Here is a 6,106-nt window from a genome sequence, read left to right as displayed (position 1 = left end):
ATTCGCTGACCGCCGGTTCGAGAGAATCATCGCTGACTCACCGCCTTGCTGCCCTGCGGCAGATTCGTCGCCATAGCCTCAAATCCGTTGCACTTGCCTGGCTTCGCGGCTCACAAGACTGCGTGAACTGCGAAGGAGCGAGACTATAGCACAGAAATTTGGGCTGTCACACGCCGGACGCAAAAAGCCTGATGAATTTGCAGACCGCCCGATACGAGAGAGCCCCTTGCCTGCCCTCTGCCTGCTCTCCGCCCGCCCCTCCCCCGCCCACGCACTTGCCCAATGCCGCGTCTCTCTATATAGATAGCGTTGTGCTCGCCTGTCCCACGGCGCGATCGCCAATATCCACGCGGCGGCGCCTGTCTATATATATAGATAGGTCGTCTTGCCTGTAGGCTATTGCGTTGCTTGCCAAGCGCACCCGTACGTTTACTATTCGCCTTGCGCCGCACAGTCCTTACCTGGAGAAGATGCCCCCATGCCACCAACCATCGCGTTGAGCGAAGATATCCTGATCAACGTCACGCCCTTCGAGACCCGCGTTGCGCTGGTCGAGCAGGGATCGGTGCAGGAGCTGCACGTGGAACGCAGCATCCAGCGCGGCCACGTCGGCAACATCTATCTGGGACGGGTGGTCCGGGTGCTGCCGGGCATGCAGAGCGCCTTTATCGACATCGGCCTGGAGCGCGCCGCCTTCATCCATATCGCCGATCTGCGCGAAAACCGGGGCGAACGCAGCCAGGGCCTGACGCCCACGCCGATCGAAAAACTGCTGTTCGAGGGGCAGACCATCATGGTCCAGGTGGTCAAGGACCCCCTGGGCACCAAGGGCGCGCGGCTATCGACCCAGATCAGCATGGCGGGCCGCATGCTGGTCTACCTGCCGCATGATCCGCATATCGGAATTTCGCAGAAGATCGACTCGGAGTCCGAGCGCACGCAGTTGCGCGAACGGCTGCAGGCGCTGATGCCCAGCGAGGAGAAAGGCGGCTTCATCGTGCGCACCCAGGCCGAGGGCGCCAATGACGAGGAACTGGCCGCCGACCTGGAATACCTGCGCAAGCTGTGGACCAGCGTGCAGGCCGCTGCCCGCACCCAGCCGGCGCCGGCGCTGCTGCACCAGGACCTGACGCTGGCGCAGCGGGTGCTGCGCGACATGGTGGGGCCGTCAACCGGCAGCATCCTGGTCGATTCCCGCACCACGACGGCCGCGATGCTCGAGTGGGCGCGCATCTATACGCCGTCCGTGGTTGATCGCATCCAGCATTACAGCGGCGAGCGCCCCCTGTTCGATACCGCCAATGTCGACGAGGAGATCGCGAGAGCGCTATCGCGCCGCGTGGACCTGAAGTCGGGCGGCTACCTGATCATCGACCAGACCGAGGCGCTGACCACGGTCGACGTCAACACCGGCGGCTTCGTCGGCGGACGCAATTTCGACGACACCATCTTCAAGACCAACCTGGAAGCGGCCCAGGCCATCGCGCGCCAACTGCGGCTGCGCAACCTGGGCGGGATCGTGATCCTGGACTTCATCGACATGGAGGAACAGGAGCATCGCGAGACCGTATTGGCGGAACTAAAGAAGGCGTTGGCGCGCGACCGCACCCGGATGACGGTCAACGGCTTCACGCAACTGGGCCTGGTGGAGATGACGCGCAAGCGCACCCGCGACTCGCTCGCGCACCAGTTGTGCGAGCCCTGCCCCATGTGCGAGTCGCGCGGCAACGTGCGCACGCCACGCACGGTGTGCTACGAAATCCTGCGCGAGATCCTGCGCGAAGCGCGCCAGTTCAACCCCAAGGAATTCCGCATCCTGGCGTCGCAGGACGTGGTGGATCTGTTCCTCGAAGAGGAAAGCCAGCACCTGGCAATGCTGGGTGACTTCGTGGGCAAGCGGGTGTCGCTGGAAGTCGAGAGCACCTATTCCCAGGAAAAATACGACATCATCCTAGTTTGAGGCTCGACGCCTTGCCGGCCTGCGGGCCCGTGACGCAATATCCTTGATGCCGGAAAGCCGCGATAGCGGCTTTTCTTCTTTGTGCGCGGCCCGCTCCGCCTGCCCACTCGCCACATACCAGCTACGGTGCAAACTTTCACGTCAATATGTGTGAAGTTTGTATCGCGGCGATTCGATTGCAATGAAGTTTGAAACCGGTGGCGACCGGAAGGGGGACCCGATAAGCTCGCCACCGGCTGGCAGGCCCCAGGGTTGAGGGGCCCTGCCATTTCCCATGTTTTCCGGAGAATCACGTAATGAAAACCCTATTCCGTCCGTTCCTGCTGCTGGCCCTGGCCTTGCCGCTGGTGCTGGCCGCCTGCGGCAGCAAAGAACCCGAACAGCGCGCCGCGTTCACGCAGTTCCTGCAGACGCGCATCGTCGACAAGCCGGGGGTGCGGGTGCCGAAGCTGACGGAGGAAGAGAAGAAGTCGTTCGGTGACTACGCCGCGCAGTACGCCGTGATCACCGACTTCAATGCCGCCATGGATGCATCCGTCAAGCCGATGGGCAACCTGATGCAGAAAGGCGCCGTGCGCTCGCTGAACGACGTCATCGCGCGCCGCGACGACATCAAGACCGTCCAGACCGCGCTCAAGGACATGAGCGAGGCCCTGGCCAAGGAACAGGCCAAGGCGGATGCCGCCCGCGCGCAGCTCAAGCAGCCCGATGACCTGAAGGCGGTCTACGACAAGGCCTACGCCAAGACCGTCACGGTGCCGGCCGAGACGTTCCGCGAAGTGCTGCCGCAGATCAGCGGCACGTTGGACAGCAGCCTGAAACTGGCCGAATACGTGGAAGCGCACAAGGCGCAGATCGACCTGTCGGGCCCGATGCCGAAGGTGCAGGATCCGACGGTGCTGGCCGAGCTGAACAAGCTGCTGCAGGACCTGACCGCCCAGGCGCAGAAGGTGCAACAGGCGCAGACACGCCTGCAGGCGGTGATGCTGGGCGGCTGATCACCAACGCCCCAGTCTTGCCGGGACGACCTCGAAAGGGGTCGTCTTTTTTTTGCCGCGGCCAATCGGTGGCGTCGCGAGACCGTCATGCATCCGCCATCATGACCCGGTTGCGGCCGGCCTCCTTGGCGCGGTAGACGGCAGCATCGGCTGCCTCCACCAGCGCGGCGGCATCGTCGCCCGGCTGCGGCCGCAACGTGGCCACGCCGATGCTGACGGTGACGATGCCGCCCTCGTTGTCTTCATGCGGCGCCCCCAGGCCGGCCACGGCCTGGCGGATGTTCTCGGCGATGACCCGGGCGCGCTCGCTGGTCGTGTCGGGCAGCAGGGCGACGAACTCCTCGCCGCCATAGCGCGCCGCCAGGTCGCGCGGTCGCCTAGCCTTGCCGCGCACCGTGAGCGCCAGCATCTTGAGCAGCTCGTCGCCTTCCTGATGACCGTAGCGGTCGTTGTAGCGCTTGAAATGGTCAGCATCCAGGAACAGCAGCGACAGCGGCTGGCCATCGCGGATGGCGCTGGACCATTCGCGCGCCAGCGCCTCGTCGAAGGTGCGGCGGTTGGCGATACCGGTCAGGCCATCGGTCTGGGCCTCCTTTTCGAGCCGGCTCTCGGCCTCCTGGCGCAGGCGGGTCTCGCGCCGGTACAGCACGATCTGCGCCATCACCGAGGCGAACAGCGCCAGCGTGATGGGGATGATCAGCATGGCGCGCCGCACCCAGGGTTCGAGGACTTCGTCGACCGCCATCGCCACGTCGATCACCAGCGGCGTGCCGGGCACGCTCTCGAAGGTATAGAGGCGGTCGACGCCGTCGGGCGCCAGCACGCCGACGAAGACGCCCTCGCGACGAATGAGGAACTGTTGGAAATCCAGTTCCTGACCGATATCGGCGCCCAGATCGGCCGACGAATACGGCGTGCGGGCGAGGACGGCGCCATCGTTGCGGAAGATGGTGATGGCGTCGCGCGGGCCGATCGACAGCCCCGCGAAGCGGTCGCGGAAATAGGCCAGCCGCAACGAACCGGTGACGACACCGGCGAAACTGCCGTCCGGATTGGACAGCCGCCGGCTGATGCCGATGCTTTCATCGCCGCCGCGCAGGCGGCTGAGGTAGGGGCGGCCGACATACATGCCCGCATCGGGGTGATCCCGATGGACCTGGAAGAAATCGCGGTCGGCGAAGTTCAGCGTGACGGGCTCGGTGCTTTGCGAGTCGTAGCGGACGTTGCCGTCGCGATCGAGAATGAGGATGGTGCCCAGGTATTCGGCGCTCGCGGCGCGGTCGAACAGGAAGCGGTGCAGCGTGCCGCGCGGCAGAGACTCGATATCGGGTTCATTCAGGCGCTCGATGACGCCCTGCAGCGACAGATCGTAGACGCGGATGGTGCGGCCGATGTCGGCGGCCAGCACTTCGGTGAGATTGCCAGCGGAGACATAGGCCTGGTTCCAGGTCGTGCGCCGGTCCATCCAGAGCAGCGCCACCGCCGCGGCACAGATGCCGACCGCGATCAGCCCCGCCAGGGCATACAGAGTTCGGTGTAATAACCCATGGGACTTCAATACGGCGCTCCTTCGCTATCGCGGTAGGGGTCGTGGCATTTTTAGCGGTCATAATGCCGCAAGGCCATGCGGGCAGGCAAGATGGCGCCGACAGCGCCGCGCCCGCCGTTCCCATTCGACGAACCTATGAACACCCAGGACAGGATTTACAGCGTACCCACCCTGCGGTTCACGCGGTGGCTGGTCGACCCCGGCCGCAACGTGCCGCCGGAGATCCGCGTAGCGCTGGTGGGAGGCCTGTTCGGATCCCTGCCGATCTTCTTTGGCGGCATCATCAATACCCTGCTGGTGGCAGCGCTGATTACGCTGCGGCGACCCGAGCCGCCATTCCTGCTGTGGCTGGCGATGGAGGCGCTGATCTGCGCCAGCCGCATCCTGGTGCTGGTATCGGCGCGGCGCGCCGCGCTGGCCCGCCGGCCCACCCCGACCGACCTGTATGTAGTGCTGGCGCTCTTGTGGGCCGCCAGCGTGGGCTACGGCACCTTCATCAGCCTGACCAGCGGCGACTGGATCGCGGCGACGCTGGCCTGTCTGTCGGCGGCCTCGATGGTCGGGGGCATCTGCGTGCGCAATTTCGGCGCGCCGCGGCTGTCGGCGGCGATGGTGGCGCTGAGCGTGGGCCCCTGCGCACTGGCGGCCCTGTTTACCCGGGAGCCGATTTTCTGGCTGGTGCTGGTGCAGGTGCCGCTCTACATGACCTCGATGTCGATGGCCTCGTACCGGCTCAACGGCATGCTGGTGTCGACCATGCTGGCAGAACGCGAAAACGAACGCCAGGCGCGGCAGGATTCGCTGACCGGGCTGCTGAACCGCTACGGCCTGCTGCGCGCGCTGGACCAGGCGGTGGGCCGGGCGAGCCAGGACAAGGCAGAGTTCGCGGTGTTGTACCTCGACCTGGACGGCTTCAAGTCGGTCAACGATACCTATGGCCATGGCGTCGGCGACATGCTGCTCCGGCAGGTGTCCGAGCGCCTGCAGGCGCTCAAGCCGCCGGACGCCGAGGCCGGCCGCATCGGCGGCGACGAATTCGTGCTGTTGATGGGGCTGGACGGCAACCAGGACATCCGGCGGTTTTCCGAACGGATCATCGACAGCGTCAGGCAGCCGTATGATCTGCAGCAGGCCATGCCGGTGTACATCGGCGGCAGCATCGGCATCGCGCTGATCCCGCGCCACGGCGCCGACACGGCCGCGGTGTTGCACGCCGCGGACCAGGCGTTGTACCTGGCCAAGTCGGCCGGTAAAAGCCGGGCGGCGATGGCGCAGCTCTGACGACCGGCGAGCCGGGCGCGCGCCCCCACGGCCACGCGCCCGCGCCAGCGTTCAGGATGCCGTGGCGGCGATCCGGAAAGGAAAGGCCTTGGCGCCACGCGCCTTGTCGGTTTCGCGGTGGGCGTTGATGGCCCACGCCGGGCCGGCCCCACGCGTCGACTGGACTAATTGGCGCATCGCACCGGCGGAAAATCCGCAGCGCAGGGTCATGGCTTGCCGCCGCGCAAGCTCAAGCCCGACAGCGTGCGGGGTCGTGGAAATCCGATCGGATTGCAGCATGGCTGGCCCCTGGCAGAGGCGCTTCGGGAGTGAAGCGCC

General features: G+C 65.7%; 5 protein-coding genes. 3 read left to right on the top strand and 2 right to left on the bottom strand.

What is annotated here, in order from left to right; translation table 11 throughout:
• The first annotated feature begins 496 nt into the window (after positions 1–496).
• Both rng and SB816_RS25495 read left to right on the top strand, forming a co-directional pair.
• Positions 497–1,960: a ribonuclease G gene (gene rng, locus SB816_RS25500; protein ID WP_006393908.1), complete on the top strand. Its 1,464-nt coding sequence runs from the start codon at positions 497–499 to the stop codon at positions 1,958–1,960.
• Between the two features lie 296 nt (positions 1,961–2,256).
• Positions 2,257–2,958: a DUF3053 domain-containing protein gene (locus SB816_RS25495; RefSeq protein ID WP_054501249.1), complete on the top strand. Its 702-nt coding sequence runs from the start codon at positions 2,257–2,259 to the stop codon at positions 2,956–2,958.
• An 85-nt stretch (positions 2,959–3,043) separates the two neighbouring features.
• Here SB816_RS25495 and SB816_RS25490 read toward each other — a convergent pair whose 3' ends face one another.
• On the bottom strand, positions 3,044–4,516 hold the full coding sequence (locus SB816_RS25490) for a sensor domain-containing diguanylate cyclase (protein WP_054501250.1): 1,473 nt from the start codon (positions 4,514–4,516) through the stop codon (positions 3,044–3,046).
• A 126-nt stretch (positions 4,517–4,642) separates the two neighbouring features.
• Here SB816_RS25490 and SB816_RS25485 point away from each other — a divergent pair, with 126 nt between their 5' ends.
• Positions 4,643–5,788 carry a GGDEF domain-containing protein gene (locus SB816_RS25485; RefSeq protein ID WP_054501251.1) on the top strand — a complete coding sequence of 382 codons (1,146 nt, stop codon included), beginning with the start codon at positions 4,643–4,645 and terminating at the stop codon, positions 5,786–5,788.
• A gap of 51 nt (positions 5,789–5,839) precedes the next feature.
• Here SB816_RS25485 and SB816_RS25480 read toward each other — a convergent pair whose 3' ends face one another.
• Positions 5,840–6,067 carry a hypothetical protein gene (locus tag SB816_RS25480; protein ID WP_054501923.1) on the bottom strand — a complete coding sequence of 76 codons (228 nt, stop codon included), beginning with the start codon at positions 6,065–6,067 and terminating at the stop codon, positions 5,840–5,842.
• Between the last annotated feature and the right edge of the window lie 39 nt (positions 6,068–6,106).

Origin of the sequence: Achromobacter sp. SIMBA_011 (genome assembly GCF_046535435.1) — a bacterium.
GTDB classification, from domain to species: domain Bacteria; phylum Pseudomonadota; class Gammaproteobacteria; order Burkholderiales; family Burkholderiaceae_B; genus Achromobacter; species Achromobacter dolens.
This window is presented reverse-complemented; position numbering and strand designations above follow the sequence as displayed.

Coding starts and splice junctions, on each gene's coding strand:
- SB816_RS25495 (WP_054501249.1), top strand. CDS start 2,257: ATGAAAACCCTATTCCGTCCGTTCCTGCTGCTGGCCCTGGCCTTGCCG.
- SB816_RS25485 (WP_054501251.1), top strand. CDS start 4,643: ATGAACACCCAGGACAGGATTTACAGCGTACCCACCCTGCGGTTCACG.
- SB816_RS25480 (WP_054501923.1), bottom strand. CDS start 6,067: ATGCTGCAATCCGATCGGATTTCCACGACCCCGCACGCTGTCGGGCTT.